At 53.0% G+C, this 25,651-nt stretch carries 18 protein-coding genes; 12 read left to right on the top strand and 6 right to left on the bottom strand.

The genetic code is table 11. From position 1 onward, the window contains the following. Positions 1 to 157 precede the first annotated feature (157 nt). From uvrD to RC73_RS11880, 4 genes are all read left to right on the top strand, one after another. Entirely contained in the window at positions 158 to 2,323 is a 2,166-nt protein-coding gene (gene uvrD / locus RC73_RS11895) for a DNA helicase II (RefSeq protein WP_039034838.1), read from the top strand. Positions 2,324 to 2,425: 102 nt separating this feature from the next. Then, positions 2,426 to 3,286 (top strand): 4-hydroxybenzoate octaprenyltransferase, encoded by an 861-nt coding sequence (gene ubiA, locus RC73_RS11890; RefSeq protein ID WP_039034837.1) that lies wholly within the window; start codon positions 2,426 to 2,428, stop codon positions 3,284 to 3,286. A 150-nt stretch (positions 3,287 to 3,436) separates the two neighbouring features. Next, positions 3,437 to 4,477 (top strand): NAD(P)H-dependent flavin oxidoreductase, encoded by a 1,041-nt coding sequence (locus RC73_RS11885; protein WP_039034836.1) that lies wholly within the window; start codon positions 3,437 to 3,439, stop codon positions 4,475 to 4,477. A gap of 139 nt (positions 4,478 to 4,616) precedes the next feature. Further along, positions 4,617 to 5,045: a hypothetical protein gene (locus RC73_RS11880; RefSeq protein ID WP_025009251.1), complete on the top strand. Its 429-nt coding sequence runs from the start codon at positions 4,617 to 4,619 to the stop codon at positions 5,043 to 5,045. 125 nt (positions 5,046 to 5,170) lie between these two features. Here the strand turns inward: RC73_RS11880 and RC73_RS11875 are convergent, their stop codons facing one another. Next, entirely contained in the window at positions 5,171 to 5,743 is a 573-nt protein-coding gene (locus RC73_RS11875; RefSeq protein ID WP_039034835.1) for a nucleoside triphosphate pyrophosphohydrolase family protein, read from the bottom strand. Between the two features lie 289 nt (positions 5,744 to 6,032). On the opposite strand from RC73_RS11875, the gene RC73_RS11870 reads away from it, so the two are divergent. The 3 genes from RC73_RS11870 to RC73_RS19895 all read left to right on the top strand — a co-directional run bounded on the left by RC73_RS11870 (position 6,033) and on the right by RC73_RS19895 (position 12,716). Further along, positions 6,033 to 6,749 (top strand): response regulator transcription factor, encoded by a 717-nt coding sequence (locus RC73_RS11870; RefSeq protein ID WP_039034834.1) that lies wholly within the window; start codon positions 6,033 to 6,035, stop codon positions 6,747 to 6,749. A gap of 52 nt (positions 6,750 to 6,801) precedes the next feature. Further along, positions 6,802 to 8,970: a tetratricopeptide repeat protein gene (locus RC73_RS11865; protein ID WP_160289574.1), complete on the top strand. Its 2,169-nt coding sequence runs from the start codon at positions 6,802 to 6,804 to the stop codon at positions 8,968 to 8,970. A 290-nt stretch (positions 8,971 to 9,260) separates the two neighbouring features. Beyond that, on the top strand, positions 9,261 to 12,716 hold the full coding sequence (locus tag RC73_RS19895) for a S8 family serine peptidase (RefSeq protein ID WP_052248163.1): 3,456 nt from the start codon (positions 9,261 to 9,263) through the stop codon (positions 12,714 to 12,716). A gap of 69 nt (positions 12,717 to 12,785) precedes the next feature. On the opposite strand, the gene hslU is transcribed toward RC73_RS19895, so the two are convergent. The 4 genes from hslU to argS form a co-directional block, all read right to left on the bottom strand. Then, the gene (gene hslU, locus RC73_RS11855) at positions 12,786 to 14,111 is read right to left on the bottom strand and encodes an HslU--HslV peptidase ATPase subunit (protein ID WP_039034832.1); all 1,326 of its coding nucleotides are present in this window, start codon (positions 14,109 to 14,111) and stop codon (positions 12,786 to 12,788) included. Positions 14,112 to 14,132: 21 nt separating this feature from the next. Then, positions 14,133 to 14,657: an ATP-dependent protease subunit HslV gene (hslV, locus tag RC73_RS11850; protein ID WP_025009255.1), complete on the bottom strand. Its 525-nt coding sequence runs from the start codon at positions 14,655 to 14,657 to the stop codon at positions 14,133 to 14,135. 227 nt (positions 14,658 to 14,884) lie between these two features. Continuing rightward, complete coding sequence (locus RC73_RS11845) at positions 14,885 to 15,454, bottom strand: SPOR domain-containing protein (RefSeq protein WP_039034831.1); 570 nt, start codon at positions 15,452 to 15,454, stop codon at positions 14,885 to 14,887. Positions 15,455 to 15,457: 3 nt separating this feature from the next. Further along, positions 15,458 to 17,203, bottom strand: coding sequence for an arginine--tRNA ligase (gene argS, locus RC73_RS11840; RefSeq protein ID WP_039034830.1), 1,746 nt, complete (start codon positions 17,201 to 17,203; stop codon positions 15,458 to 15,460). 292 nt (positions 17,204 to 17,495) lie between these two features. Between argS and RC73_RS11835 the strand changes: the two genes are divergently transcribed. Further along, positions 17,496 to 18,173 carry a DedA family protein gene (locus RC73_RS11835; protein ID WP_039034829.1) on the top strand — a complete coding sequence of 226 codons (678 nt, stop codon included), beginning with the start codon at positions 17,496 to 17,498 and terminating at the stop codon, positions 18,171 to 18,173. A 54-nt stretch (positions 18,174 to 18,227) separates the two neighbouring features. On the opposite strand, the gene priA is transcribed toward RC73_RS11835, so the two are convergent. Then, the gene (gene priA, locus RC73_RS11830; protein WP_039034828.1) at positions 18,228 to 20,423 is read right to left on the bottom strand and encodes a primosomal protein N'; all 2,196 of its coding nucleotides are present in this window, start codon (positions 20,421 to 20,423) and stop codon (positions 18,228 to 18,230) included. A gap of 254 nt (positions 20,424 to 20,677) precedes the next feature. Between priA and RC73_RS11825 the strand changes: the two genes are divergently transcribed. From RC73_RS11825 to RC73_RS11810, 4 genes are all read left to right on the top strand, one after another. Next, positions 20,678 to 21,499 carry a FimV/HubP family polar landmark protein gene (locus RC73_RS11825; RefSeq protein WP_160289573.1) on the top strand — a complete coding sequence of 274 codons (822 nt, stop codon included), beginning with the start codon at positions 20,678 to 20,680 and terminating at the stop codon, positions 21,497 to 21,499. Between the two features lie 125 nt (positions 21,500 to 21,624). Next, entirely contained in the window at positions 21,625 to 21,837 is a 213-nt protein-coding gene (gene rpmE, locus RC73_RS11820; RefSeq protein ID WP_025009259.1) for a 50S ribosomal protein L31, read from the top strand. 823 nt (positions 21,838 to 22,660) lie between these two features. Next, the gene (locus tag RC73_RS11815; protein ID WP_082014310.1) at positions 22,661 to 23,623 is read left to right on the top strand and encodes a DmsE family decaheme c-type cytochrome; all 963 of its coding nucleotides are present in this window, start codon (positions 22,661 to 22,663) and stop codon (positions 23,621 to 23,623) included. A gap of 15 nt (positions 23,624 to 23,638) precedes the next feature. Continuing rightward, positions 23,639 to 25,633: an MtrB/PioB family decaheme-associated outer membrane protein gene (locus tag RC73_RS11810; protein ID WP_039034826.1), complete on the top strand. Its 1,995-nt coding sequence runs from the start codon at positions 23,639 to 23,641 to the stop codon at positions 25,631 to 25,633. Positions 25,634 to 25,651: the final 18 nt, after the last annotated feature.

Raw genomic sequence — 25,651 nt, 5'->3', positions numbered from 1 at the left:
TGTATTTTGTTTTTGAACAAAGTAGGGGAAATACCGATGAAGCCGACTCTGTTTTGCCCTCTTACCTTGAGTCCGGTTCTATCAGTAGCCTGCCAAGGCGCGTAGGAGCAATGGGTCTTTCCTGCTATAATGCGCGCTCGTTTTTGTGGAGGCGCGAATGGACGTATCTTCTTTATTGGATGGCCTGAATGACAAGCAGCGTGAGGCGGTAGCCGCACCTCAATCGAGCATGCTGGTGCTCGCCGGAGCCGGTAGCGGCAAGACCCGGGTACTGACTCACAGGATTGCCTGGCTGCTGCAGGTGGAAAACCAGAGCCCGTACTCCATTATGGCGGTGACCTTTACCAATAAGGCGGCCGCCGAGATGCGGGAGCGGCTGGAGAAGATAGTCGGCAACCATATGGGCCGCATGTGGATTGGTACCTTTCATGGTCTGGCCCATCGTCTGCTGCGTACTCACTGGCAGGATGCTGGCCTGCCGCAGAATTTTCAGATCCTCGACTCGGATGATCAGCTGCGCTTGCTCAAGCGTATTCTCAAGAGCCTGAATTTGGATGAGAAGCAGTATCCGCCGCGGATGGTGGCCAGTTATATTAATGGTAAAAAGGATGAAGGTTTACGCCCGAAGCATCTTGATGGTGGGATTTTCCCCATGGAACAGAGGCTGATTCAAATCTATCAGGTGTATCAGGAATCCTGTGATCGTGCCGGGCTGGTGGATTTTGCCGAGATACTCTTGCGGGCTCACGAGCTGTTTCTCAACAAGGAACATATTCTGGCCCACTATCAGGATAGATTCCGCAATATTCTGGTGGATGAGTTTCAGGACACCAACGCCATTCAATATGCCTGGATCAGAGTACTGGCAGGCAAGAGCGCCAATGTGATGATAGTGGGCGACGATGACCAGTCCATCTATGGCTGGCGCGGCGCCCAAGTGGAAAATCTGCACAAGTTTTTGCAGGACTTTCCCAATGCTGAAACCATTCGCCTGGAGCAAAACTACCGCTCCAGCGGCAATATTCTCAAGGCCTCCAACGAACTTATCGCCAACAACCCGGATCGGCTGGGTAAACAGTTGTGGACCGAAGATGTCGATGGTGAACCCATCTCAGTTTATTGTGCCTTCAATGAGATGGATGAAGCCCGCTTCATCATAGGCCGCATTGGCGACTGGCAGGACAAGGGCGGCAGTCTCAGTGACTGCGCCATCCTCTATCGCAGTAATGCTCAATCACGGGTATTGGAAGAGGCCTTGCTGCACAAGGGGCTGGCTTATCGTATCTATGGCGGTTTGCGCTTCTTCGAGCGTCAGGAGATCAAGGATGCCATGGGGTACCTGCGTCTGATTGCCAACCGCGATGATGATGCCGCCTTCGAGCGGGTGGTCAACACTCCCGCCAGAGGTATAGGCGATCGCACCCTGGATATTCTCAGAACCACAGCCCGGCAGCAGCAACTCACTCTGTGGCAGGCCTGCGTCCGTTTGTTGGAAGAGAAGGTCTTGGCAGGCCGCGCCGCCAATGCGGTGCGTGGCTTTATGGACTTGATAGTGCAGCTGCGCAGTGACACCGAAGAGCTGCCTCTCTATCGCCAAGCGGATAGAGTGATCCAGGATTCCGGGCTCAAGGCCATGTATGAACAGGAAAAGGGCGAAAAGGCCCAGGCCAGAGTGGAAAACCTCGAGGAACTGGTCACCGCGGCGCGCACCTTCGAAGTGCCGGAAGAGCTGGTGGACATGGGGGAGTTGAACGCCTTCTTATCCCATGCGGCGCTGGAGGCGGGAGAAGGCCAGGCTGATGCCCACACAGATGCGGTGCAGTTGATGACGCTGCACTCGGCCAAGGGGCTGGAGTTCCCGCTGGTGTTTATGGCCGGTGTTGAAGAAGGGCTGTTTCCCAGTCAGTTGTCGCTGGAAGAGGGCGATCGTTTGGAAGAAGAGCGGCGCCTGTGTTACGTGGGCATGACCCGCGCCATGCAGCAGCTGTATATCACCTATGCCGAGTCGCGCCGCATCTATGGCCGTGAAAACTATTCACGGCCGTCGCGCTTTATCAAGGAGATCCCGCCTCAGTACCTGCAGGAAATTCGTCTCAAGGCGCAGGTGGCCACCCCCATGGCCAATAACAGGTTCAGCAAGTCGCAAAGCAGCTTCAACGACACGGGCTTCAATGTCGGCCAACGGGTGCTGCATCCCAAATTCGGTGAGGGGATAGTGACCAATTTTGAAGGCCAGGGCGCACAGGCCAGGGTGCAGGTGAATTTTGATGACTTCGGCAGTAAGTGGTTGGTGGTGGCCTACGCCAAGTTAACCGCGTGCTGACAGCCCGCATAGGAAAATTCGCGTTTTGCGGTGTCAATCACACTGTTGCTGAGTCATAATGCTTGGCAAATTTAAGGCTGAGATGTGTTGGAGAGCCTACCGATGAACTTGAGGGAAAAAATTGACGTCTATGCCCGTCTGTCGCGACTGGACAGACCCATAGGGACTTTTCTGCTGTTGTGGCCCTGTTTAATGGCGCTGTGGTTGGCGGCCGGGGGCTTACCGGATCTCAAGGTGTTGATCATCTTTATCATAGGTGTGTTTGTGATGCGCGCCTGCGGCTGCATCATCAACGACTATGCAGACCGTGAATTGGACACCTATGTCGAGCGCACCAAGGCCAGACCTTTGGCCAGTGGCGAGGTCACAGTCAAAGAAGCGCTGGGCTTGTTTGTCGTCATGGGGCTGTTTGCCTTTGGTCTGGTGTTGCTGCTTAACCCTCTGGTGGTGAAGCTCTCCCTTGTCGGTATGCTGCTGACTATCATCTATCCCTTCACCAAACGCTACACCAATATGCCGCAGATGTTCCTCGGCACAGTGTGGAGTTGGTCGATCCCCATGGCTTATGCCGCCCAGACAGGTGAAGTCCCTGTCGAAGCCTGGTGGCTATTTGCCGCTAACTGGTTCTGGACTGTAGCCTACGACACCATGTATGCCATGGTGGACAGGGACGATGATCTCAAGGTGGGGATCAAGTCCACCGCGATTCTGTTCGGCCGTTACGACAGGCAGATCATCGGCCTGTTTCAGCTGGCGGCGCTGGCCTGCTTTATGACTGCAGGTTATGTGGCCGAGCGAGGAGCCCTTTATCTGGTAGGGCTACTGGCCTTTATCGGCTTTGGACTTTATCAGCAGAAGCTGATTTATGACAGGCAGCGGGCACCCTGCTTCAAGGCGTTTCTCAACAACAACTGGGCGGGTATGGCTTTGTTTGTCGCCTTGGGGATGGATTACCTGCTCTGAACGACATTGAGTTTGACTATCAACGCCGCGATTCTCGCGGCGTTTTTGCTGGTGCAAACCACTGCCAACCGTTAGTCTGAACAGCCGGGTTAGTAAACCAAGCAGCGGCAAGAGGTGCTGCTGAGGACTGAAGCAAGAAGGAGTCTTGGTATGTTGATAGAACAACTCTTTGGTATTGAATTACCGCTTATTCAAGCACCTATGGCCGGTGCTCAGGGAGTGCCGCTGGCTTTGGCGGTCGCTTCTGCCGGTGCGCTTGGCTCCATTCCCTGCGCCATGTTATCCCATGACAAACTCAAGCTGGCAATAGAAAGCTTCAGGCGTCAGAGTGACCGGCCGCTGAACCTTAACTTCTTTTGCCATAAGCCACCCGAGGAACAACCCGAGCGTTTGCGTACCTGGCTGCAGCAACTGGCGCCTTATTACCGTGAATTCGAGGTCGAAGAACTCGGCGGCGGTGCTGAGCGGCGTCCCTTCGATGCCAAGGTTGCCGCGGTTATAGAACCCTTTCGTCCCGAAGTGGTGAGTTTTCATTTCGGGCTTCCCTCCACCGAACTGATGCTCAGGGTCAAGAGTTGGGGCACCAAGGTGATTGCCTCGGCAACCAGCGTCGCTGAGGCCAAATGGCTCGAATCCAGAGGCGTGGATGCCATCATAGCCCAGGGATTGGAAGCCGGTGGTCACAGAGGCCATTTCCTCAGTGATGACTTGACTGAGCATAGCGGTACTTTTGCCCTGTTACCGCGCCTGGTACAGGCGGTGAAGGTGCCCGTGATTGCCGCCGGTGGTATTGCCGACGCCGCCGGAGTGCAGGCGGCCATGGCTTTAGGGGCGGCCGGGGTGCAGGTGGGTACGGCCTATCTCCTGTGCCCGGAGGCCGAGATCAGTGAACTGCATCGCCAAGCGCTGAAAGATCCGCAAATGAATCGCCATACGGCACTGACCAATCTCTACAGTGGCCGTCCGGCCAGGGGCATAATGACCCGTTTGATGCGTGAGTTGGGGCCTTTGGGGCAAGCGCCGGACTTTCCACTGGCGGCCAATGCCATTGCGCCGCTGCGCGCCGCGGCAGAAGCACGCGACTGCTGTGACTTCAGCCCGCTCTGGTGTGGTCAGAATCCGGAGGGATGTCGGGAAATTCCCGCCGCCGACTTGACCCGTGAGTTGATGGCGGCCTTTATCAGGGCTTGAGCTTTTTCTGGTCTAGTGTATGTAACTGGTTGTATCATTGCGAATTAGTCACTCCTGCAACCGGTGGAGTGACCCTATCTTAAGATGGACTGCAATCAAAGCTTTGACTGCGGCGTAGAGCCGCAAAAGGGAGATATAGATGAAAAAATCACTTGCTCTGGCGCTGCTGGCCCTAATGGTCAGTGCCAACGCCGCGGCGCGAGATACCATAGCCCAATATCCGGTGCAGGAACTGCTGCAGACCGAGAAGGCCAAAGAAGCCCTTTACGATGTGCCACTGTATTTTGCCACTCAGGCGCATCCGGAGATCAGCAAGAGCTATGGCGAGGTGATCACCAATAAAAAGACCAATGCCTTTGGCAAGTCAGATCGCGAAGCTTGTGAGTGGGTGATGTTGAGTGCCCTAAAGGCGTTGCAGGAGCGCGCCGAGCGTGAGGGGATGGACGCTGTGGTCAATATCCAGTCCTATTACAAGAAGCGTGAGTTTGCCAGCGAAACTGAATATGAGTGTGGTGCCGGGGCTATCATGGCCGGGGTGGCGCTGAAAGGGACCTTGGTGAAGTTCTAACGATGAAGCACTCACAGTTTTGAACGCTGAAAAAGCAGACCTGGAGTCTGCTTTTGTGGGCGAGCGGTTGGGAACCTGTTTGGTTCCCCAAAGGCGAGTGCCAGTTTAGGATTGAACGCCGAGCGTTACACCAGAACCTTGAGGTTGGCTGGACGATAATAGACAGACTTGAGCACCTTGCCCTGGCGCACTGTTTTGCCGGTCATTTCCACATCTTTGGCGCACTTGGCTATCAGGAAGTCACCCTGACGGCTACCGACAATTTCCACCCCTTGCTTGGCATAGTGGGCCACGGTGTCGGCCAGTTCTTGCTCATTGCGGCACACCTTGCTCATGTTGCTGGCATGCACTTCATCCCAGCAGGGCTCAAAGTCGATAGCTTTGTTGGCGGCAACCTGCAGCAGCAGATCTATCAGGTAGCTGATCTCCAGTCGCTCCCCGACTTGGGTGCAGCCCAAGTGCACCAAGCGTCCCATCAATACATACACGCTGTCGACTATGGCGTCGGCCTGTTCAACCTTGTCGTCGGCTTCGGCCAGTTCGGTCAGCTCTTCGCTGATAAGTGAGGTGTGCAGAGTGTCTGCCTTGGCATCTAGGGTCTCAGGAGAGTCGACCGGCAGATCGAAGGTGGTTCGGAATTCGTGAATATCCCGGTAGAGCTTGCTGTATAGCTCTTGAGTCAGCAGAGTCAGTTTCATTGCTTGGGTTCCAGCTTGGGCAAAGGAGGGGATGATAAAGAATTACCGGGTTTGAGGCAAAGTTTGGCTACTGTGCCTGTTTAAAATCTGCCTTTGCTCGGCTTGATGCTGACACCCCAGGTTGTCACCTTTGGATTTTGTGCCAAGCTGAACTTTGTATCTGGAGTTGCCCTCGGACCGTTTTTTGGGCCCTTCCCCTGAGAAGCATTAATCACACTTGAGATACAAAGTTTGAATTTTGTACATAATTACATACAATCAAATTCATAGCTTTCGGGGATGTGACATCATGGATTTGAGTGAATTTATCCTGTTGGTTGATGACGATCAGGAATTAACAGAGCTGCTGAGTGGCTTTTTGACCAAGAATGGCTTTGAGGTCCGAACCGAAGCCAATGGTGTAAATGCCGCCAGACGCATTATTGACGAACGCCCCCGATTGGTGGTGTTGGATGTCATGCTGCCAGAGATGGATGGACTTTCTATCTGTCGCGAAGTTCGTAGTCGTTATCCCGGCCCCATCCTGATGTTAACCGGGTTAGGGGATGATATTGATGAAGTTGCCGGGCTTGAAACCGGAGCGGATGACTATATTGCCAAGCCGGTTCGTTCCCGGGTGCTGTTGGCGCGTATTCGCAGCTTGCTGCGCCGCTCGGAACGACAAGAAAGCCAAGTTCAGGAACCAAGAGCAAATCAGAGTGAGACCCATTTGGCTGTCAATGGTTTGCGTCTGGACAAGCTGGAGCGGACTGCAAGTTTGAATAACCAAGATCTTGAACTTACCCTGGCCGAGTTTGAACTGCTGTGGCTTTTGAGCAAACATGCTGGCCGGACTCTCGCGCGGGATGCTATTTGCGAACACTTTAAAGAGCTGGGTTATGACAGCACACCGCGCACTATAGATCTTCGAATTTCTCATCTGCGACGCAAGATGGATGATGATCCCAAAGAACCCTCCCTAATTAAAACGATACGTGGTCAAGGCTACGTACTGACCCTGAGTTAAGATGAAAGTCTTCTTGGTAGTTTCCAGATTTCAAGGCCGTTCTGGGGCGTTAATGCCCTGGCTCTTGGGATTGTTACTGCTGATATTGCTGCCATCTTGTCAGGAAGCGGAACGTTCATCTTTGGTCTCGGATGAGCATAGTCAAATCCTCGAACTGCTTGATTTGGCTGCCGCCTCACGCCATCAAGACCCAATCAAAACCATAGACTACAGTACACAGGCTCTGCGACTACTGGAAATTGAGCCTGACCCAGGTTCCGAGGTGATGGCGCTCAGTAATCTGGCCTGGGCGAAAATGATGTTGGGGGAGTTTGCCGAGGCTGCGGACTTTGGCGAAGCTGCGTTGACTTTGGCCGAGGAGCAGCAGCAAGCTGAGATCTTGGTGGTACCGCTCAATGTCGCCGGTCTGATTTATTGGCGTCAGAGTCAGTTGGATAAGGCTCTAACCTATTATCAGAGAGCGCTTACAGTTGCCAATAGCCTGAAAAACAGTTCTTTTGAAGCGACCACCTACAACAATATGGGTCTTATCTACAGTGATAAGGCTGAATATCAGTTGGCACTGGAGTGTTTTACCAAGGCCAGGGATCTACATAGAGGACTGGACGACTCAAGAGCATTGGCGCTGGCGTTGAATAATATTGCAGGTATTCATGCGACTTTGGGCGATTTTGGTGAAGCGCTGGCAAATCAACAGGAGTCTTTGAGGATCAGGGAGCAGTTGGATGATAAGTCAGGCGTGGCGGAATTGCATCACAATATGGGGATCACTTATGAGCACATAGGTGATTTGCAGGAGGCTATGGCGCAGTTGCAATTGGGACTGCAGGGATTCGAGGCCTTGGATGACAAGACCGGAATGGCACAGGCGCTGACAGCTCTCGGGACAGTGCAGCAAAAATTGAATAGAAAGGTGGCGGCCAAGGCTGCCATGAAACAAGCTCTGATCTATGGTGAAGAGCTTAAAGACGGTAATGTCACTGCCACGGCTTTAATGAGTCTTGGTAAGCTTTCCTTGGACATGGGCGAGTATCCTATTGCCCGGCGTTATCTGGAGCGAGGCCTGGCTACAGCCGACCGATTGGGGCTGGTCGCCTTGCAAGCCCAGGGAAGGCTGAGTCTCGCTGATTATTTTTTGGCGACCAACGATGTGGATATTGCCCGTGAAAGAGCCGAGCAGGCATTGCAATTGGCGCTTGCCAGTGGCGATCGTGGTCAGCTCAGAGATACCTATGAACTCTTGTCAAAAATACATGAACGTAAAGGTAATTATCGCCAGGCGTTGTTAAACCATAAAGAGTTTAAAAGTATCAATGATGCGCTTTTTAATGCCAACTCCAGTGAGCGTCTGGCATGGCTGCGCAGTTCATTTGAAGATGAAAAACGCCAGCGACAAATCACTTTGCTGGAAGGCGAGAAAGCCTTGCAACAAGAGGTTATCAAACAACAAAAGTTTACCCGCAATCTTTGGATCGTGGCGCTGGTAGCGGCTGCGGCTATTCTGCTGCTGCTCTATGGTCGTCATAGTCAATCGCGGGTAAATCAAGCCTTGCAACGTTCGATAAAGATGCAAAGCGATCTAATGCAGGCAGTGGCGCACGAGTTCAGGGCGCCACTGGCCAGGGTGCAACTGGCTTTTGATATGCTCATCGAAGCCGAGGTGGACGAAAGGCCGCAATTGGAAGACAGGGTACTGCGGGGCCTGGAAGAGTTGGATGAGCTGATCCGTGAAATCGTCAAGCTGATTAAAGCCGAAGGCAGTCCGAGGCGAGCGCCAACAGAGTCTTTGTCGCTGGCGCCATTATTGCAAACTTTGGTGGTAAGGCAGCATCCCTTGTTCCCCGAGAAAAAGATCACCTTAACGCCAGTCGATCCTGAAATATCTGTCATTGCCAGTAAGAAGCATTTGGAATGGGCAATAAACAACTTGCTATCCAATGCATTGCGACACTGCCATCAAGAGGTTCGGCTCAGTTGTCAGCTTGAACAAGGGCAGGTGAATATCATAGTGGACGATGATGGTCCCGGGGTGCCGACTTCAGAAAGAGAACGGATTTTTGAACCTTTCATCCGTCTCGATCCCAGTCGCACCCGTGCCACCGGCGGTATAGGCTTGGGGTTGGCCATCGCCCGACGATTGGCCGAAAATAGTCGGGGGCAAATTCGTGTCGGCGATAGTCCAATGGGCGGGGCGAGATTCGAACTCGTTTGGCCCTGTTAACTTCTTGTTCCTGCTAAATATACCTGCCATCAAATTGTATTTCTTTAGATACACTTCATAACATTCCTTGCTGTTTTTAAGCGGATCTTAGCGTTCTTCAGTTTTTTACCCTGGTGAGACTCAGCTAGTTTTTGCTGCTGAGGATCCACTTTGCTTGGAGTGATGGTGTAAGAACGCTATTGTTAAAAAAGTTTCTTTTTTGTTTGAATTTTGTTTGTTTCGTGTCTAGATTGTATGTGTTCGCATACATAACGATTATAGCGAGCACTCTTAATCACAGGAGACTACAAATGAGAAAGCCGCATACTCGCTTGAGCCGATTGACTTTGGCCATGCTCTCTACTTCCCTGATGGCAGTGACGGTTCCGTCACTTGCCGCCAAGAAACTGGAACCCAAACAAGACTTCGATAATGCCTCTGTTATTGTTAAATTCAAAGAAACCGCAAAGAAAGCGGACCGTAAGCAGTTAATGGCTCAATTCGGTTCTTCATTCAAAGATAAAAACCATGATGGCGTTGATGATCGATTTCGCCATATTGCCAAGGGTCGACTGGCTGAATTGACAGTTCCCCGGGGGCTGGATGCCCGCGCTATGGTGGAACGGCTCAAGCACAACCCCCACATCGAATACGCTGAACTCAACCACAGATTTTATCCTTCGGTTATCCCCAACGATCCAAGCTACGGCCAGTTGTGGGGTATGCCAAAAATCAATGCGGAGCAGGCCTGGGAGATGGAAATGGGCTCGCGAGAGGTAGTCGTTGGGGTGATAGATACAGGTTTTGACTACACTCACCCGGATCTGCGAGACAATATTTGGGTGAATCCCAATGAGGTCCCCAATAACGGTATCGACGACGATGGCAACGGTTATATTGATGATATTCACGGTATTTCAGCCATTAATGATAACGGCAATCCGCAGGATACCCATTACCATGGTACTCATGTTGCGGGAACCATAGGGGCGACCGGCAATAATGGCTCGGGAGTGGTTGGGGTCAACTGGAATACTGCCATGGTAGGTTGCTCTTTCCTGGGTAACCAAGGTGGTACCACGGCAGATGGTATTCAGTGTATTGATTACATGGTTGATTTGAAAAACCGTGGCGTAAATATCCGAGTGTTGAACAACTCCTGGGGCGGTGGCTCATTCAGCCAAGCTTTGGAAGATGCTATTACGGCAGCCAATAATGCCGATATTCTGTTTGTCGCCGCGGCCGGTAATGATGCGATTGATAATGATGTCAATGACAGCTGGCCCGCCAACCATGATGTACCCAATGTGATGGCCATTGCCTCTACTACTCGCGATGATGAAATGTCTTACTTCTCTCAGTGGGGGCTTAATACGGTTGATATGGGGGCTCCAGGCTCGGATGTTTATTCCACTGTTCCAGGGAGTGATTACAATACCCTGAGCGGGACTTCCATGGCGACTCCCCATGTGGCAGGGGCTGCCGCTTTGATTTTGGCCGCCGATCCAACCCTGACTACGGCCGATGTCAAGAATATCTTAATGTCTTCCGGTGACCCCATTGCCGCATTGGAAGGTAAAACCGTGACAGGTAAGCGCTTGAACCTGGAGAGTGCCTTGAACATGGCCGGTGCCGGTGGTCCTGGTTATTATCTGCTGGTGAGTCCTGCCAGTCGCACTGTGAACCAAGACTCGTCTGTGACCTTTGATATCGACATGAACGCCGTGGGTGGCTATAACGGCAATGCCAGTTTCAGTGCTGATGTGCCAGCGGGCTTGAATGCAGCGGTGAGCTTCTCCAGTAACACAGTACCGGCCGATGGTCGCACCACAATGACAGTCTCCACAGATGTCAATACTACCCTGGGCAATCACATCATTACTATTAATGCAGTTGATGGTGATATCCACAAGAGTATCGATGTCAGTCTGCTGGTGTATCCTGCCGGTACGTTCAGCACTACCTACAGCAATGAAAATCCGCTGGCGATCCCCGATGACAATGCCGATGGTGTAAGTAGCGTAATCAATGTACCAATCAACCTGACATTGACGGACCTCGTGGTCAATCTGGACATAGCACATACCTATATAGGTGATTTGCTGGTGACTTTGACTTCGCCCAGCGGTCGCACAGTTACCCTGCATAATCGTACCGGCGGCAGTGCTGATAACCTGGTAGCCAGTTATGCAGTGGAAGACTTTGATCTGGAAGAGGCTTTAGGTGATTGGATTCTTCACGTCACAGATTCAGGATTCCGTGATACCGGTACTCTCAAAAGTTGGAGCATGGATGTTACAGGTGGATCTCAGCCTGGTACCAATCTGCCTCCTACAGTGACTATAGGTGCTAACCTGCAAAATGCTCTATATTTGCCGGGTGATGTAGTCAATTTCGTTGCTGATGCAACCGACTCAGAAGATGGTGATGTTCGTGCCTCACTGGTGTGGACTTCCAGCCTCGATGGTCAAATCGGCACAGGTGGAAACTTCTCCCGCTCGGATTTGAGCCAGGGGACTCACCAGATCACAGTGACAGCCTTTGACAGTCAAGGTGTGGTGAGCAGCCGTGAGTTCTTTCTGTACATTGTTAGTGACGGCACCGTTGTTTCCTATGAGGACAGCAGGGTTCAATCCATCCCTGATATGGGAAGTGTGGTAGCTGAGATTAATGTTCCCCTTGGTGTGAAGATCAAGGACATGAGCCTGTTTGTGGATATTATGCATGGCTTCAACAACGACTTGTTGATCCATTTGGTGTCTCCGAACGGTACTACGGTTGAGATCTTCGATGTGCGCGGTCCGAACGATAACTACCGCGATCTGATTAAAACATTCTATCCTGTTGAGTTTAATGGAGAAGTAGCTACAGGTATTTGGCAATTGGTCATTAGGGATGAATGGAGCGGTGACGCAGGTCGACTGAACAAATGGAGTTTGACTTTTACCCACGACGGTATTGGTAGCACACCTGTTAACGCAGCTCCGGTTGTTGGTATTAGCGCTCCAGTGGGGGGCAGCAGTTTTATTGAGGGTGACACTGTGGCCTTTATGGGCTCTGCCAACGATGCGGAAGATGGTGATGTAGCTAATACCCTGGAGTGGACATCCGATCTGGATGGCCTGATTGGTCAAGGCGCGTCCTTTAGCACCAACAGCCTGAGCGTGGGGCAGCATACAGTGACGGCCAGCGCAGCCGATAGCCAGGCTGCCAATGGTGTGGCCCTGGTAACTTTGACAGTGGAAGCTGCGCCTGTGAATGAATTGCCAAGCGCAGAGTTCAGCTTCCAGGTGAATCATCTGGATGTGAACTTTGCCGATGCTTCCGGTGATAATGATGGGGCTGTGGTCGCTTGGGCTTGGGACTTCGGTGATGGCAATATTTCATCACTGGCCAATCCAAGCCACAGTTATGCCTCTGGTGGTAGCTATGAGGTGACGCTGACAGTGACAGACAACAGTGGCGCCAGTCACAGCATCAGCAAGCAGGTGAGCGTTGCCGCGGCTATCAGCCTCAGTGGTGCCGGCAGTACAGACGGTAGCAAGGTGAATGTCAACTTGAACTGGAATGGCTCGTCAGCCCGAGCTATCGACATTTATCGTGATGGTCAACTGATCGACAGTACCCGAGATAGAGGCAGCTATAAGGAACGTTTCAACAGCAGTGCCGAAAGCTTTGAATACAAGGTATGTGAAGCTGGCAGCAATATCTGCTCTGAACTTATCACTGTGACCCCTGAGTTAAGCCGCAAAGGAAAAGGTAAGTAACCTATTTGGTTTGTATTGAAAGCCGCCTTAGTTAAGGCGGCTTTTTTTGTTTTCAGTGTTAAGACCGGCTTACAGAATGAAGCGACTCAGATCTTCATCCTGAACCAGGTTGTCCAGGTGAGCATCGACATATTCGGCATCGATAACAAACTTGCTGCCGGACTTGTCGCTGGCCTCGAAAGAGATGTCTTCCATCAGCCGCTCCATCACAGTGTGCAGCCGACGGGCGCCAATGTTTTCGGTACGCTCGTTGACTTGCCAGGCGGCCTGGGCGATACGGTCGATACCCGACTCGGTAAATTCGATGCTGACTCCTTCGGTGCCCATCAAGGCCACATACTGCTCGGTGAGCGAGGCGTGGGGCTCGGTGAGGATCCGTTTGAAGTCGGAGGCGGTCAGGGCATCCAGCTCGACCCGAATCGGCAGACGGCCCTGCAGTTCGGGGATCAGATCCGATGGCTTGCTCATCTGGAAGGCGCCGGAGGCGATAAACAGAATGTGGTCTGTCTTTACCATGCCGTGCTTGGTGTTGACTGTGCAGCCTTCCACCAGCGGCAAAAGGTCACGCTGTACCCCTTCGCGGGACACATCCGGGCCTGAGGTTTCGCCGCGCTTACAGATTTTGTCTATCTCATCGAGGAACACTATGCCGTGCTGCTCGACCAGCTCAATAGCCTGCTCTTTGAGATCTTCCTGGTTGACCAGCTTGGCGGCTTCCTCTTCGACCAGTTGCTTGTAGGCATCCTTGATCTTGAGTTTCTTGCGCTTGCTCTGTCCCTGACCCATGTTCTGGAACAGGCTCTGCAGCTGGTTGGTCATCTCTTCCATACCGGGAGGCGACATGATTTCGACGCCAATTTGCGGCGCCGAGACATCGATTTCGATCTCTTTGTCGTCCAACTGGCCTTCACGCAGTTTCTTGCGGAACACCTGGCGGGTGTGGGACTTGTCCTCGGTTTCCGGATCCCATTCACTCTTTGGCTTGGGCAGCAGGGCATCGAGAACCCGCTCCTCGGCGGCTTCTTCGGCGAGGGAGCGGCACTTCTTCATCTGCTGCTCGCGGGTCAGTTTGACCGCGGCGTCGGTGAGATCGCGGATGATCTGCTCCACTTCCTTACCCACATAGCCCACTTCGGTGAACTTGGTCGCTTCAACCTTGATGAAAGGCGCATTGGCCAGCTTGGCCAGACGGCGGGCGATCTCTGTCTTACCGACACCGGTTGGGCCTATCATCAGAATATTCTTCGGGGTCACTTCCTGGCGCAAGCCGGCATCCAGCTGCATGCGGCGCCAGCGGTTACGCAGGGCTACTGCGACAGAGCGTTTGGCCTTCTGTTGGCCTATGATGTGCGCGTCCAGTTCGTGGACGATTTCGCGGGGTGTCATTTCAGACATAATACTTCCTCACGCTCGGGATCAGTAATTCAGTTCTTCTATAGTCTTGAACTGGTTGGTAAATACGCAGATATCGCCGGCTATGGTCAGCGACTTCTCGGCAATATCACGGGCACCCAGTTCGGTGTTTTCCAGCAGCGCCAACGCCGCGGCCTGGGCATAGTTGCCACCTGAGCCTATGGCGATAAGATCATGCTCCGGCTGCACCACATCGCCATTACCTGTGATGATCAGTGAGCTTTCATGATCGGCCACCACCAACATGGCTTCGAGTTTTCTCAGGGCTCTGTCACTGCGCCAGTCTTTGGCCAGTTCGACCGCCGACTTCATCAAATGCCCCTGATGCATCTCCAGTTTGGCCTCGAAGCGTTCAAACAGGGTAAAGGCATCGGCGGTGCCACCGGCAAAACCGGCCAATACTTTATTGTGGTACAGGCGGCGTACTTTGCGGGCATTGCCTTTCATCACAGTGTTGCCCAGAGACACTTGGCCGTCACCGGCGACAACAACCTGATTATTACGGCGTACAGATACGATAGTGGTCACGATAGATCCTCTTCTCGGGCGGACGGCGCGTCCGTCATGGGTCAAATCCCCAGGGGCTGCTGCATGAAACGGCCCATTGGGGGCACAGCAAGGCCAACTAATGAGGTGATAGTTTTCTATATGGGGTTGGGGACAGGAATATCAAGTGCCCGGCAGCGGCTTTCGTGCTGAAAAACAAAAAGGCTGCAAATCTTATTGTTTGCAGCCTTTAAATTGAGGAGGGGAGTTTAATCTTCCCAGAACCAGATCATACAGCCGTTGAGACCGGCTCTTTGCAGCACGTGGCGCTGCCGCTCGGCATCGCGCTTGCTGTCATAGGGGCCGAGTACCACCTTGTACCAGACACCACTGGTGCCTTGCACCTTGCGCACCTGGGCTTCAAGCCCCTGGAAGGCGATCACGGCTTTCATCTCGTCGGCCTGGGATTGCACCCGGAAGGAACCGCACTGCATCTGATAAGGGCGAGATGGCTTGTTGCTCTCTTCCGGCAGATCCACTTCTACCTGTTTGTTTTCCAGCTCCTTGAGGTAGGTCCACTCCTCTTTGGGCTTGGGCGGCAAGGCGTTGGGGTCTTTCTTCTGTGGCACCGGCTTAGTCTGTGGCTGAGGCTTAGCCACTTCGGCCTCGGGGGCGCTGCTCTTCAGGCTCCAGAGGAAATAGCCAAAGCCGGCCACCACGGCCACTACCACCACAAGCAACAGCACAGGAAAGCCTTGCCTGGGCTGCGGTTGCTTGCGAGCGCCTCGCTTGGCTGGCTTGCGGGGCTTGGGTTTGCTATTGGCGTAATCGCGTCCCATGGATTACATGCGCTCCAGAGTCTCGATACCCAGCAGTGACAGGCCCTGCTTAAGGGTCTTGGCGGTCAACTGAGACAGCAGCAGACGGCTGTGCTTCTGGGTTTCGTTATCGGCCGCCAGCACGGGGCAGGCTTCGTAGAAGCTGGAGAAGGCTCCGGCCAGTTCAAACAGATAACCACAAAGTACATGGGGTTGGCCCTTGTCGACCATACGGGCAAGGATTTCACCGAACTGGGCCAGCTTGTTGCCCAGCTCTTTTTCCTTGTCGTGTTCCAGAGCGATAACGGCATTGCTCAGATCCACATCTTCGGCCCGCTTGAAGATCCCGGCAACCCGGGTATAGGCGTACAGCAGGTATGGCGCTGTGTTGCCTTCAAAGCTCAGCATCTGATCGAAGCTGAAGATATAGTCGCTGGCGCGGTTCTTCGACAGATCGGCGTATTTCACCGAGGCGATGCCCACCACTCGGGCGATTTCGGCCAGAGTGTCTTCGTCCATGTCGGGGTTCTTGCTGCGTACCAGCTCCAGCGCCCTGACATTGGCTTCATCGAGCAGGTCCACTAGTTTCACCACCCCGCCGCTGCGGGTCTTGAATGGGCGGCCATCTTCACCGTTCATGGTGCCAAAGCCCATGTGTTCCAGTGTCATTTCCGGGCGCACAAAACCTGCGGTGCGGGCCAGGCTGAACACTTGCTGGAAGTGCAGCGCCTGGCGCAGATCTACGAAGTAGAGGGCGCGATCGGCATGCAGGGTACCCGAGCGATAGCGCATGGCCGCCAGGTCTGTGGTGGCATAGAGATAGCCGCCATCGGCCTTCTGAATGATCACCGGCAGGGCTTCACCGTCTTTGTTACGGAATTCTTCCTGGAATACCACCTTGGCGCCGTTACTTTCAGACAGCAAGCCTTGGGCATCCAGATCTTTGACCACCTGTTCCAGATCGTCGTTGTAAGCACTTTCACCATGGACATCGGCGCGGGTCAGGCTGACGCCCAGGCGCTGATATACGTCATGGCAGTGGCTCAGAGAGATATCGTTGAACTCACGCCACAGCTTGTTGCAGTACTCGTCACCGGATTGCAGCTCGACTACCAGCTGGCGGGCGCGGGTGGCAAATTCGGCCGACTCGTCGAAACGCAGTTTGGCAGCACGATAGAAGCTTTCCAGATCCGACAACTCCAGGTTGGCGTTTTCGCCATTTTGCGCCCGCAGCTCTTCCATATAGGCCAGCAACATGCCGAACTGGGTACCCCAGTCGCCGACGTGGTTTTGGCGGATCACCTTGTGACCGAGAAACTCCAGCGCCCGCACAACGCTGTCGCCAATGATGGTGGAGCGCAGGTGACCTACGTGCATCTCTTTGGCGAGGTTAGGGGAGGAGTAGTCCACTACCACGGTTTGCGACTTGGGCAGACTCACACCCAGATGCTCGTCGGCCAGTGCCGCCTGCAGCTGTTTGGCCAGGGCATTGTCATCTATAAAGAAGTTGATAAAGCCGGGGCCGGCTATCTCTACCTTGGCCACATGGCCTGAGGCAGGCAGGTTGTCGATGATCAGTTGTGCCAGTTCCCGAGGTGGTTTGCCGGCAGCCTTGGTCAGCATCATGGCCAGGTTGGTGGCCAAGTCGCCGTGACTCTTATCCTTGGTTCGGTCTACCTGAATCCTTGGCGCAGTCTCTTCGGGGATCAACCCCTGTTGTTTCAAAGTGGCTACTGTCTGTTCAAGCAAAGATTGGATATGTGATTTCATTGGCGTTTTATCGACACTGACTGATAAAGGTTAAAAGGGGAATAACCGCACATTCTAGCGCTTTCGGCAGTAACATTGCTATCACCAGTATGGTTTTATCAGCAAATTTTGTTGTTGTCTGGGTTTGCGGTTGCCTGTGACCTTTTAAGATCACTGTTATTGATAAAGAGGGATGAATCTTTGTTTAAGAATCACTGATTTTCGTTTTTGGGGAGTATGATGTCGATCCTGTCTTCCCCCCAAGTGCCGATTTTGCTATCGGTATGTGTCGATAGTTTCAATGGAGATATAGATGCTGGACTCCATCACCACAGTGTTACAAGCCATTTGGCAACAGGATTTTACCGCGCTGCATGCTCCGGGTATCGCCCTGAGTATCTATGTGTGCATCTTCAGTTTTATTTTCCTGGAGAGTGCTTTGCTGCCGGCGGCCCCCTTGCCTTGCGACAGTGTGGTCATACTCTCAGGCACCCTGGCGGCCATGGGGATCCTCAACCCTTGGCTGGTGTATCTGTTGCTGTTTGCGGCGGCCGCAGGCGGCAGCTATTTGGCATTTGTTCAGGGGCGGCTGCTCAATCGTCTGCCCAGGGTGCAGGGCTGGGTCTACAAGGTGCCGCCCGACAGTCTGGCGGCAGTGGATAAACTCCTTGGTCGTCATGGGCTGGTGGCACTCTTCTGCGCCCGTTTTCTGCCGTTGGTGCGTTCGCTGCTGCCTTTGGTGATGGGCGTGCGCATGGCCTGTATCAAGACCTTCTATTTTTTTGCGGCCCTGAGCGCCTTCTTCTGGGTGGGACTGTTGGTATCACTGGGCTATATGATGCCGTTTCTGCCGGAGCGGATCAGCAAGCTGTTGACCATGGCGTTGATGGCGGCGCCGGTGATTACTCTGGTATTGGTGCTCGGCAGTTGGCTGACCTATAAGCTGCTGCGCAAGCCGCAGGATAGGCAGGGGCCTCACGGTCAATTCTGAGCTGGATTAAAGCTGTTAAAGGGAATTGGAGCAGATCCTGCGGACTCTTATCAGTTACAGCAGATCCTGCGGATCTCGATCCAGACTCCAGCGGCAGCGCTTGGCCTCGGGCAGCTGTTCGGCCTGAGGTAACAGCTGTTCAAACACCTGTTGCAGCCTGCGTCTGTCCTTGGCCTGGGCCAACAACTGGCGCCGATACTTGCCGGCCTTGCGATCCAGCGGCGCCGGCAGCGGGCCTATCACTTCAAAATCCTTGTCCATGGGTAACATGGCGGCAAAGGCCGCCAGAAAGGCATCAGCATCCTCGGCGCGGTGGGATTCGGCGCGGATCAGCACCATATGCCAGGCCGGGGGCAACAGTGCCTGCTGGCGCTCATTGAGCTGGCTGCGGGCAAACTCGCCATAGCCTCTGTGAAGCAGGTCCCTGAGTAAGGGGTTGTCGCTCTGATGAGTCTGCAGCAGCACAGTGCCCGGCTTGCTGGCGCGACCGGCGCGACCGGCTACCTGGGTATAGAGTTGGCCGAAGCGCTCAGGGGCCCGAAAATCGGCGCTGAACAGGGCGCCATCCACATCGAGTAGTCCCACTAGGGTGACATCGGGAAAGTGATGTCCCTTGGCCAGCATCTGGGTGCCTACCAATATCTTGTATTCGCCGCGATGAATGGCGTTTAAGTGCTGTTCCAGCGAGCCTTTGCGGCTGGTGGTATCCCGGTCGATTCGCACCACGGGATACTCGGGAAATTCCTTGCTGAGCGCCGCCTCCAATTGCTCCGTGCCTATGCCCTGCCCCTGCAACATGGTGCTGCCGCAGTTGTGGCACTGGCGTGGAATTGCATACTGGTTGCCGCAGTGGTGGCAGCGAATTTCGCCGAGGGATTGGTGCAGGGTGAAAAATGCATCACAGCGATCGCACTCGTGCAGATGGCCACATTCGTGGCACAGCAGGGCAGGGGCAAAGCCGCGGCGATTGAGAAACAGCAACACCTGGTTACCGGCCTGCAGATGCAGGCGCATCTCGTTCAGCAGCGGTTGTGACATGCCCGCCTGCAGGGGTTGGTTGCGGATATCTATCAGTCCCTGGCGCACCTTGAGGGCATTGCCGGCACGCTCTCCCAATTGCAGATGCTGATAGCGGCCGCTGAGGGCGTTTTGCAGGCTCTCCAGCGACGGTGTCGCGCTGCCCAGCAGTACAGGAACCTGCTCCAGGTGGCCGCGCATGACGGCCAGATCCCTGGCGTGATAACCCACGCCTTCCTGCTGTTTGAAACTGCTGTCGTGTTCCTCATCGAGAATGATGATCCCGGGCCAGGCCATGGGAGTGAACAGCGCCGAGCGGGTGCCGATTATGATAGCCGCCTCGCCACTGCGGGCCAGGCGCCAGGCGTCGAGGCGCTGCTTGTCGGTCAGGCCGGAATGGATCACGGCAACCGTGACTTTGAATCTGCGTTTGAACCTGTTAATGGTTTGCGGCGTCAGGCCGATTTCCGGCACCAGGATCAGCGCCTGCTTGCCAGCCTTGAGTATGGTTTCCAGTACCGCCAGATAGACTTCTGTCTTGCCTGAGCCTGTGATCCCTTCCAGCAAGCTGCACTGATAGCCGCTCTGGGCATTGAGGCTGGCGACCGCCACGGCTTGCTCCGGGTTGAGCCTGTGAGCTTCTTCCCCCAGTTCAAGCTTTTGCCGCCATTCAAGATTGGCGCTGACTGACCGTTCTCTCTGCTCGGCCCAGCCCTTGTCCAGCAGCCCCTTGATGGCACTCTTGCTCAGCTCCAGCGCGTTGACCTCTTCAGTGGTCAGTTCCCCCAGTTTGAGCTGTTGCAGCAGTTTGCGTTGGGCGGGAGCCCGTTTCAACGACTCCAGTGTGGCCTCCTGGCCCGCACTGGTCAGACACAGATAACTGATTTTCTCCGGCGCGGCATCGGCACCCTTGCGCAGCGCCACCGGCAGGGCCTGGGTCAACATCTGCCCCTGGCTGCAGAAATAGTATCTGGCGGCCCAGAGGGTCAGTTGGTACAGCGCCGGTGGCAGCAATGGCGCGCTGTCCAGCACTTGATATACCGGCTTGAGTTGTTTGGGCTCGAGTTCGCACTCATCACTCAGGCCTGTCACCAGGCCTATGAGTTGCTGGCGGCCAAAGGGCACCCGCACCCGCATCCCCGGCTCGAGTGGCCAGGGACAGGCTTTGGGCATCAGGTAACTGAAGTTCTGCCGCATGGGAACGGGAAGGGCAACTTCGACAAACTGCGGCATAGTCAGAATTTTCGCAAATGATCACGGCACATGTTGCCCGTCAGTTTACTCAGGCTAGAATGAGAGAACCAGCCCCGGAAACAAAAAGCTGCAAAAACCGCAGCTTGAATCTGCTGACTTAACGAATCCAAACCAAAGAACTTAAGCCAGAGAACCTAAGCCAGAGAGCCTAAGCCCGAGGATCCAAGCCGGATAGCTTAAACTGGGTAATTTAAAATCAAACAGAGAGGATAGGGATGAGAGCGGGTTTACTGATGCTTGTACTCATGTTGCTAACGTCTGTTACCAGAGCAGAAACCGCCCATGTCAGTATCAATCAAAGAATGTTTGAGCTTGGGCACCTGCCCATGCTCAAGGTCAATGTGGTGGCCGACAGTGAGGATATGACTCGGCTGGAGTTTATTGTCAGGCAGCAAGGTGCGGCGGAAAAACTCATGGTGCAACCCATTAACCGTTACATGGTGTTGCTGCTGGGGATAGATGAAGTGACCGACAAGCAGGCAGAATTGTTGGTGCGGGAATACCGAATCAATCGCTGGCATGAACTCAAACGCTTGCCCTTGTTCGATACCTCAGTGCCTGTGGCGCTGCGTTCCAACCGTGCCCGGGTCTTTGGTGAGCAGATGCCGAGTGAGTCACAGCGGGCTGCAGTGCAAGCCACAACAGGAGCAAGCGAAGCTGTGCAATTGTCAGCCGTTCAAGCTCAAAGGGTTCAAGAGGTCGCCGTTCAAGCCGATGCCGAGCCTCAAAGTCCTGGTATGTCCTCGGCCTCTCAAGCCGTTGCCGCGCCAGACTCACAGGTGAAGGCGCCGCCAATTGAGAAGCGTGAGCAGGGATGCATGCTGGATTTCGATGGTACGGAAACCCTCTGGCGGGTGGCCAGCCGCTATGCCGAGAACAACCATACCCATGTCTATGGCGCCATGCTGGCTATTTTTGAGGCCAATCCCAAGGCCTTCAGCCGCGGTAATATCCGCAACCTTCGCAGTGATGCCAAGCTGCACTGCCCCAGTAGCCGCTTGCTGCAGTCCTATGAGGATAAAGCCGCGGCCAAAGAAAAGTTCGAGCAGATGTAGTCACCTACTTGTCAGCGCTGGGCAGATACTGTACTATTCTGCGCCCTGAACTTTTGATATTAACCGCATGTGGTGTCCGACTTCGGGTTGGAAGAGCGACATGGCCTTAACTTGAGGTAACCCCAATGAAACCAGGTATCCATCCTGAATACGCAGAAATCACTGCAACTTGTACTTGTGGCAATGTCATCAAAGTAAACTCTACTGCAGGCAAAGCTCTGCACTTGGACGTTTGCGGTGCATGTCACCCTTTCTACACTGGTACTCAGAAAGTTGTTGATACCGGTGGTCGTATCGACAAGTTCAACAAGCGTTTCGGTATGCTGGGCAAGAAGTAATTGCCACTGCAACCAATCGAAAAGGCGTCCATGGGACGCCTTTTTTGTTGCTTCAGGAGTCATGCTGTTGTGACTCAGTTCGGAGGCTTCCTGGTTAATGAGAGTTTGATGTTGAGTAGTGTTTGCCGTCGGGCCTGTTATCTAGAGATGTGAGTGTTACACCCTGGGTTCTAGGGGAATTGCAGTGAGCCACGCATTGCATCCAGTAGCCGATGCAGGGCACACATGGGACTTGTTCACAGCTTCCTTATGTTCAATATTTACGGGAGTGATACCTCTTATTTGCATGCTTTTTATCCCATCCGACAAGTTAACTCAGAGTGCTGATGGAACTTGTTAAAACCTTTCTTATTCCTAATCCTGAAAATAAAGTTATTTATTAAATAATAAAATACTTATCAATAATTGAAATAATATATGTCCTATATGATTTTCATTCTCATATTCGTTGTTTATGTTTTAATAATACATATTTTTTGAGTCTTTTTAAATTGTGATTCATATCAATCATGCAATTATTATGCAGCTATTTCGTTGTTACATTCTTTTTCGTTAATTATTTCAATATCTACCCATTTGGTTAACGACTTTGTTTTTTTTAATTGTTATTCAAAATGTTATCTTTGGTCAATTTATTGGCTTTTATTGGTTGTAATGTGGTTTTGAGTGATCTGTGTCATATTGTTGTGTTGTTTTATACGTTCATCCCAAATTTGAGATATGGAAATGCAACATTTGATAATTCGAAAAGTGAATGCCTTAGAATTGTGTTTGGGAGAAAACTGTCTCCTTTTTAAGTGAAATAGATAATAAAGGCCGGAGAATGATTAAATCTATCAATAAAGGCTGGAGTTTTTGCCTATATGCGCTAAGCGCTGTCTTATTGTTTTCAACTGCTTTGGTTCAGGCTACCCCTTGGGATAATTTAACTGCAACCGAGCTTGAACAGCAATTAACTGAAAAGTTCAGTGATGGGAAATATTCCCCTAAAGGCGCTGATTCCTGTCTGATGTGCCATAAAAAAGATCCCAAAGTTATGGCGCTGTTTAAAGGAACCCATGGCGGGATGAATAATAGCCGTTTACCTATGGCTGGACTTCAATGTGAAGCTTGTCATGGCCCCATGGGTAAGCATAACCGTGGCGGTAAGGAGCCTATGATAAGCTTCGGCCCGGAGTCCAAACTCTCAGCTGAAAGTCAGAATAGTGTTTGCCTTGATTGTCACCAGAATACGGAACAGATGGCTTGGCACAACAGTTTGCATAATCTGGAGCAGGTAGCCTGCGCCGATTGCCATCAGGTGCATGCCGCCGAAGACCCCATGCTCAATCCTTTGCGGATTAACGAGGCCTGCACCAGCTGCCATACTCGTGCCAAGGCCGATATGAGCAAGCGTTCATCCCATCCGCTCAAGTGGGATCAGATGACCTGTATCGATTGCCACAACCCTCATGGTTCCTTGACCGAAAGTGCACTGAAACAGAGCAGTATCAATACCACTTGCTATGAATGTCATGCCGACAAGCGTGGCCCTGTATTGTGGGAACATGCTCCTGTGGTGGAAAACTGCGCCAACTGCCACAACGCTCACGGCAGTGTGAACGAAGCCTTGTTGAAAGCCCGGGTACCCCAGTTATGTCAACAATGCCATGCCGACGATGGTCATGCCTCAAGAGCTGTATCTCAAAGTGGTATTAACGCTTTTGGCTCCGGCAAGAGTTGTTTGAACTGCCACAGCCAAATCCATGGTTCTAATCATCCAGCCGGCAGTGTGCTGTCCCGTTAAGCAGGAGTGTTGAAGATGAGATTTCCTTTGAATCTGTTGACTGTGGCACTACTGGGTGTTTCAGGAACTGTTGTGGCTGCCGATTTTGGGGTTAGCCGTGCCAATACAGATAAGGTCAATACTGCCGGTTTTCAATGTCGGCAGTGTCAGTTGACGCCAGGCTTGGCCGGTGAGGCTACAGTGAATGCCGGGTACAACGACAGTGATGATATCCACAGCGGTAATGCTTTTGGTGATGATCATGATGGTATCGTCGCCAGTGTCGATGCTGCACTTGGTTACCGCACCGAAAACGGGTATCGCAGCCAACTGCGGGCCCATAATTTGGGTCAGGATAACGGCTTTGTCAGCCTTAAAAGCGGTCGCCCCGGCAAGTACCAGATGACGCTGGATTATCGCAGCTTGACCCGTTATGAGAACGGCAACGTTGGCACCGGACTTTGGCATAACCAGGGTATGCTGCAACCCGATGATACCCTGCGTTACCTGGATCTGGAACTGGAGCGGCAGCAGGCTGGAATAGGCTTTCGCTATGACTTCGGTCAATTGGCCCAAATCGGTGACCTGAGCAGCTATGTTCGCTATGACAGAGAAGAAAAACAGGGCCACCGCAGTGCCAGTTTGATGACTCCAAGGCCGGTCAACTTCGCTTTGCCGGTGGATGAGAGCAACGACAAGTTGCGGGCCGGGTTACAGCTCAGCGGCGACAATTGGTTTACTGAATTGGCGTATCAAGGTAGCCAATACAAGAATGACATCAACAATTTAAGTCTGCCTTATGCCAGTGATATCTACAGCGCCGCACCGGACAATCAGGCCCATCAACTGACATTGAACGGCCAGTACCGGTTGAGCAACACGGTGATCAGCGGCCGGGCAATTGCCGGACGGATGATCCAAGATGAAGGCCTGATCCAGATGACGGGAAATCCGCTGCAAAGCTGGGATGGTCAGGTAGATACCCTGGACGCCAATCTGGCCGTCAGCACCTTGGTCAATAGTCGTTTGCGCCTGGGGGGACAATTGGATTACCGCAAGCGCGACAATGATTCTACTGTTGCCGAATTTGTGCAGCTTGAATTCAACCCAGTCAGTGGCGCTATTCGGCAAAATCCTTTGCTGGATTCTGAACGTCAGGCACTGAAACTCAATGCCAGCTACCGCTTGGCGCCGGGTTACCGACTCCAGACTGGTTACGACTTCAAACAGCTTGATCGCAGCTATGGTGAGCGGGAAGAAACCCGTGACCACAACCTGTGGGCCAAGCTGGGTATGCAGCTTTTTACTCCGCTGAAGCTTGATCTGAAAGCCAGTTTTGGTGAGCGGGATGGCAGCCGCTATGAGGCGGCCGAACTGACCTCCAGCGAAACCCAGAGCCTGCTGCGCAAGTATCACCTGGCTGATCGACGCCGGACCGCAATGGAACTTGGGTTGCAGTACACACCGTTGAGCTGGATGACGTTGGACCTGAACAGTCACTATGCCTTTGATGATTATCAAGAAACAGTCATTGGTCTTACTGAATCCCGCGATTATGGCTATGACCTGAACCTGACAATGCAGTTGAGTAAGCAACTGAGTGTTTACGGTTTCGTTGGCCAGCAGTGGATTGCATCGAAACAGAGTGGCGACCAAAGCGCGACTTGGTATGGCGACATCGATGACAGCTTTATCAACCTTGGGGCAGGTATCGCCTATAGCGGCTTGCTGGACGACCGCCTGACCTTGGGGGCTGACTATCAATTTGCCGATTCCGAGGGGGAAACCTGTATTGGAAGCGCTCAGTACGATGACTATTACAGTTTTAATCATAGTGTTGAGCTATACGGCCGCTACCACTTGAATGATGCCATGGCTCTGAAAGTGTCGTACCGGTACGAGCGTTACTTCGATACCGATGGCAGCGATGTCGGTATTGATGCCGTCACCGGCCTGACTACTTTGGGCGTATTGAATTATAACTATAACGCCCATCAGCTGATGTTCTCTTTCAGCTACCTGTTGCCTTGAGCAAACTTAAATCGTGAG

This window comes from Shewanella sp. ECSMB14102, assembly GCF_000813075.1.
GTDB classification, from domain to species: Bacteria; Pseudomonadota; Gammaproteobacteria; order Enterobacterales; family Shewanellaceae; genus Shewanella; species Shewanella indica.
This window is presented reverse-complemented; position numbering and strand designations above follow the sequence as displayed.